This window comes from Aurantimonas sp. C2-5-R2 (assembly GCF_036549495.1).
In the GTDB taxonomy this organism is placed as follows: Bacteria; Pseudomonadota; Alphaproteobacteria; order Rhizobiales; family Rhizobiaceae; genus Aurantimonas; species Aurantimonas coralicida_A.
The window spans coordinates 1-4,118 of the sequence record NZ_JAZHLJ010000152.1 but is presented as its reverse complement, the minus strand read 5'-3'; the positions used below and the strand labels follow the sequence as shown (position 1 = coordinate 4,118).

Sequence of the window (4,118 nt, the reverse complement as noted above, 5' to 3'; positions counted from 1 at the left end):
TCGCAGCGAATAGCCGCTTCCGGCGCACGTGACCGCGATACCGCCGCGCGGCCATTGAAACGCCTCGATGCGAGCTCGCATGACATCGGCCCAGGCATCGTGAATCCTTTCGCCAGCAGCCGGATTCCCCATGGGACTCTGAATCGGACTCGCGCAGCGCCGCCAATTTCAGACCCGGGCATAGGCGCTCAGCGGCCATCCGCATAAGTGCCGCCGCAGCTTCGGAACGCGGTGACAATCGCCCCGCCTTCCGCTAGTCAGGGGCAATCTCTGGGCGCAACTTTGCGTCACCCGGAAATCGCTGATCGAAGGCATCGCGAGAGGTGCAGGAAAATAGTGCAGAATGAATGCTGTAGAAATTGAAGAGGCAGTATCGGAACTGGCAAGTCAGCCCTTTCATCGGGCCGAGTTTGCGTATCAATTTCTGGCAGCTTTCGGTAACAAAGACACCACCATAAAGCGCCTTCGCGCGGCAGGTGGCTCCAATGCCTCCGATGTCGCTGGCGGCATTCTTCAGCGCAGCAACATTCACTTGGCAACGTGCATGGTGGGTGAGGTCGATGCGACCTTGAAGGCGTTGCGCGACAGTCCGAAAACAGCATCAGCCAAAGCCAAGTTCATCCTCGCCACCGACGGCGAGACGCTACAGGCGGAGGACGTCACCAGCGACGATCCGCCCATCGCGTGTGAGTATGCCAAGTTCGCCGATCACTTCGGATTCTTCCTGCCACTGGCAGGCATCACCACCGTCAAGCAAATCCGCGAAAGCTCATTCGACATTCGGGCGACGGGACGGCTCAACAAGCTCTATGTCGAGTTGCTGAAAGACAATCCCGAGTGGGCGACCGCCGAGCGCCGCCCCGACATGAACCATTTCATGGCGCGGCTGATCTTCTGCTTCTTCGCGGAGGACACCGACATCTTCAACGGCACCGGCCTGTTCACCGCGACGACCGACCAGATGAGCGAGCGGGATTCGTCGAATACCCATACGGTCATTAGCGAGATGTTCCGCGCGATGAACACCAAGATCACGGATCGCGCGGGAGCGGAATTGCCGCGTTGGGCCGACGTGTTCCCCTACGTGAATGGCGGGCTTTTTTCGGGCAGCAAGGAGGTTCCGCGTTTCAGCAAGATTGCACGATCCTATTTGATCAACATCGGCAGCCTCGATTGGAAAAAGATCAACCCCGACATTTTCGGCAGCATGATTCAGGCCGTTGCCGACGATGAGGAGCGCGGCGCACTCGGGATGCACTATACGAGTGTGCCGAACATCCTGAAGGTTCTGAATCCGCTGTTCCTCGATAACCTGCGCGCGCAGTTGGAGGAGGCCGGCGACAACGGACGCAAGCTGCTAAACCTGCGCAACCGCATGGCGAAAATTCGCGTTTTCGATCCGGCCTGTGGCAGCGGCAATTTTCTTGTGATCGCCTACAAGGAAATGCGCGCCATTGAGGCGGTGATCAATGCGCGGCGCGGGGAGGAAGAGCGGCGCAGCGACATTCCGCTCACCAATTTTCGCGGAATCGAGCTGCGTGATTTCCCGGCGGAGATTGCGCGCTTGGCGCTGATAATCGCCGAGTATCAGTGCGACGTGACCTTTCGCGGGCAGAAGGAGGCACTGGCCGAACTTCTCCCGCTCAACGCGCAAAACTGGATCACCTGTGGCAATGCGCTGCGGCTCGACTGGCTGGGCATCTGCCCGCCGACCGGCACGGGCGTGAAGCTGCACGGCGATGATTTGTTCAACTCCCCGCTCGATCAGGCGCGGATCGACTTCGAGAATGAGGGTGGGGAAACCTATATCTGCGGGAACCCGCCCTATCTGGGATCGACTTGGCAAACGAACGAGCAGAAGGCCGAGCTTGAGACGATCTTTGGTCATCGCAGTAATGGCTGGAAGTCACTCGATTACGTTTCAGGATGGTTCATGAAGGCTGCGGACTTCGGAACGAAGACCAATTCCGCCGCAGCATTCGTGTCAACCAACAGCATTTGCCAAGGCCAACAGGTGCCGATCCTTTGGCCTCTCATCCTTGCCACCGGTCATGAAATCGGATTCGCCCATGTGAATTTCAAATGGGCAAACCTAGCCAGCTATAATGCTGGTGTTACCGTTGTGATCGTGGGCATTTCGCGGTCGGCGGGCAAGAATAGGCGGGTTTTTGCCAGCACCGGTGTTGAAGAGGTGGAGGTACGAGAGGGAGAAAACATAAACCCGTATCTCCTCCTCGCCCCGAACATAATTGTTCAAAAGGAAAGCAAACCAGTTCACGGCGTGAACGAGATGACCTTTGGCAGCAAGCCGGTCGATGGCGGAAATCTCCTGTTGTCTCGCGGAGAGGTCGCCGCGCTTCAGTTCGATGATTGTGAATCTGAGAGATTTGTTCGCCCCGTATATGGGTCCGATGAATTCATTGGCGGGAGGCTTAAATACTGCCTTTGGATCAAAGATGAAGACGCCCAGACAGCTGCAACATACCCAAGAATTGCCGAGCGACTTGAAGCCGTTCGAAAAATGCGACTGGAAAGCACCAAGCAGGCGACCCGAGTTGGTGCCCAATGGCCGCATCGCTTTGATGAACGTCGGCAGTCGGGTGATGAAGCTATAATTGCTGTGGCCGCGATCAGCTCGGAGAACAGAGATTATTTGCCCTGTGGCGTCCTTCCCGCAGGCTCTATCATCACAAACAAGTGCTTTGCCCTCTTCGACGCTCCGCTTTGGAACATGGCGTTGGTTGCCTCCCGCCTGCATTGGGTGAGAGCGGCGGTGCAAAATTAGTCCACGGTAGCGGCGGGATTGTCCCGCTTCGGGCGGCGTAAAAGTCGGCCACCTATTTTCCTTCTGCAACGTATGCAGGAGGGTTGAGGGATCTATACCGTGGAACTTTATCTGAAGGTCCGTCTGGCTTGCTCGGATGGAATGAGCCGGCGTCAGGCAGCAAAGCATTTCAACATATCGCGCGACAGCGTGGCCAAGATGATGTCGTATTCGACGCCTCCGGGCTACCAGCGTCAATCACCGATCCGGCGGCCCAAGCTGGACGCGTTTATTTCGACGATCGATCACTGGCTTGATGAGGACAGACAAGTGCCGCGCAAGCAGCGCCATACGGCCAAGCGGGTGTTTGACCGTCTTCGGGACGAGCGCGGTTTCACCGGCGGCTATACGATCATCAAGGACTACATGCGCGAGCGCGAGCAACGTCGCCAGGAGGTGTTCGTGCCTCTGTCCCATGCGCCGGGGCATGGGCAAGCCGATTTCGGCGAGGCGATGGTGGTGATCGGCGGCGTGGAGCGGAAGGCGCACTTCTTCGTGCTTGATCTGCCTCACAGCGACGGCTGCTATGTTCGGGCCTATCCGGCGGCCGTGTCGGAGGCCTGGGTCGATGGCCACGTCCATGCGTTCGCTTTCTTCGGGGCCGTGCCGCAATCGATCGTCTACGACAATGATCGCTGCCTGGTGGCGAAGATCCTGCCCGACGGCACGCGCAAGCGCGCCACGCTGTTCAGCGGGTTTCTGTCCCACTACCTGATCCGGGATCGCTACGGCCGCCCTGGCAAGGGGAACGACAAGGGAAGCGTCGAGGGGCTTGTCGGCTATGCCCGGCGCAACTTCATGGTGCCGATCCCAGAGTTTGCGACGTGGGAAGCGTTCAACACCTGGCTGGAGGAGCAATGCCGCAAGCGCCAGCGAGACAGGCTGCGCGGCGAGAGCGAGACGATCGGGGAACGGCTGGTGCGCGATCTGGCCGCCATGCGCGCGTTACCGGCGTCGCCCTTCGATGCCTGTGACCAGGCCAGCGCCAAGGTAACGGCCCAGTCGCTTGTGCGCTACAAGACCAACGACTATTCCGTCCCGGTCGCCTATGGCCATCAGGATGTATGGGTGCGCGGCTACGTCGATGAGGTGGTGATCGGTTGCCGTGGCGAGATCATCGCCCGCCATCCCCGGAGTTGGGAGCGGGAAGACGTCGTCTTCGATCCTGTGCATTACCTGCCGCTGATCGAGCGGAAGATCAATGCTTGCCTATCCGGTTGTTACCCACGCCCACTAAATGTGGGGTGCGCCCATTCCCCGGAGTAAAGCCCGTCAAAGGTCGGCGCAGCTGCCT

At 58.9% G+C, this 4,118-nt stretch carries 2 pseudogenes; both read left to right on the top strand.

The features are described from left to right. Nucleotides 1-343: 343 nt before the first annotated feature. A pseudogene (locus VQ044_RS24055) lies at nucleotides 344-2,764 on the top strand (class I SAM-dependent DNA methyltransferase); the annotation flags it as partial. Between the two features lie 120 nt (nucleotides 2,765-2,884). Next, nucleotides 2,885-4,030, top strand: a pseudogene (gene istA, locus VQ044_RS24050) (IS21 family transposase); the annotation flags it as partial. Nucleotides 4,031-4,118 lie beyond the last annotated feature (88 nt).